The sequence below is a fragment of the Stenotrophomonas sp. 05L44_2 genome (genome assembly GCF_056665995.1).
On sequence record NZ_JBFTNR010000846.1, the window covers coordinates 1 to 1,615 of the forward strand.

The following is a 1,615-nucleotide window of genomic DNA, read 5'->3' on the forward strand; positions in this document are numbered from 1 at the left end:
CCCTCGACTCGATCGAGAACGGCTTCGGTGGAACCGTCCTGTCGCGCGAGAAGGCCAAGCGCGCGATGGTGTGGGACGAGCTGGAAGAAGCGTTGGAAAAGAACGAAACCATCACCGGTCGCATCAGCGGCAAGGTCAAGGGTGGTTTCACCGTGGACATCAAGGATGTCCGCGCCTTCCTGCCGGGTTCCCTGGTCGATGTGCGCCCCGTGCGCGATCCGGCCTACCTGGAAGGCAAGGAGCTGGAATTCAAGCTCATCAAGCTTGACCGCAAGCGCAACAACGTCGTGGTCTCGCGCCGCGCTGTCGTCGAAAGCGAGCACTCGGAAGAGCGCGAGCAGCTGATGGACAAGCTGCAGGAAGGCGCGATCCTGAAGGGTGTCGTCAAGAACCTGACCGATTACGGCGCATTCGTGGACCTGGGCGGCATCGACGGCCTGCTGCACATCACCGACATGGCATGGAAGCGCGTGCGCCATCCGTCCGAAGTCGTCAATGTCGGCGACGAGCTGGACGTGCGCGTGCTGAAGTTCGACCGCGAGCGCAACCGCGTTTCGCTGGGCCTGAAGCAGCTGGGCGAAGATCCGTGGGATAACATCGCCCGTCGTTACCCGGCCAACAGCCGCGTGTTCGGCAAGGTCTCCAACGTCACCGATTACGGCGCATTCGTCGAAATCGAGCCGGGCGTSGAAGGYCTSGTGCACGTTTCCGARATGGATTGGACCAACAAGAACGTCAACCCGKCCAAGGTYGTGCAGGTCGGTGACGAAGTYGAAGTCATGGTCCTGGACGTCGACGARGAGCGTCGCCGCATCTCGCTGGGCATGAAGCAGGTTGCCGCCAATCCGTGGGAAACCTTCGCTGCCACCCACAAGAAGGGTGACAAGGTGTCGGGCCAGATCAAGTCGATCACCGACTTCGGCATCTTCATCGGCCTGGACGGCGGCATCGACGGCCTGGTTCACCTGTCCGACATCAGCTGGGCGACCACTGGCGAAGACATCGTTCGCAACTTCAAGAAGGGCGACAACCTGGACGCAGTCGTCCTGGCCGTCGATCCGGAGCGCGAGCGCATTTCGCTGGGCGTCAAGCAGCTGGAGCAGGATCCGTTCGGCCAGTACATGGCGACCAATCCGAAGGGCTCCAAGGTCGAAGGCGTGGTGAAGGAAGTCGACGCCAAGGGCGCGATCATCGAGCTGTCCGACGGCATCGAAGGCTATGTTGCAGCTCGCGACATCGCCAACGAGCGTGTTGACGACGCGACCCAGCACCTGAAGGTCGGCGACAAGGTTGAAGCCAAGTTCGTGGGCATGGATCGCAAGGGTCGTACCCTGCAGCTGTCGATCAAGGCCAAGGACGACGCGGAAATGCGCGAAGTGCTGGAGGAATACCAGTCCTCTTCGGCTTCCAGCGGCACCACCCAGCTGGGCGCGCTGCTGCGTGCACAGCTGAACGGCAACAAGTCCGAGTAATATCGGCCTTACGCTGTTCGTTGTTTCCTGGACGGCCCGGGCACTGCCCGGGCCGTTTCAGGCTGAGATGCCCCTGATGTGAGCCGGTAATGACCAAATCCGAACTGATCGAAATCCTTGCGCGCCGGCAGGCGCACCTGAAG

Annotated in this window: 1 protein-coding gene; it reads left to right on the top strand. The window is 61.7% G+C overall.

The features are described from left to right. On the top strand, positions 1 to 1,472 hold a 1,472-nt coding region (rpsA, locus tag AC1VAN_RS21250), incomplete at its 5' end, for a 30S ribosomal protein S1 (RefSeq protein WP_480986685.1). Positions 1,473 to 1,615: the final 143 nt, after the last annotated feature.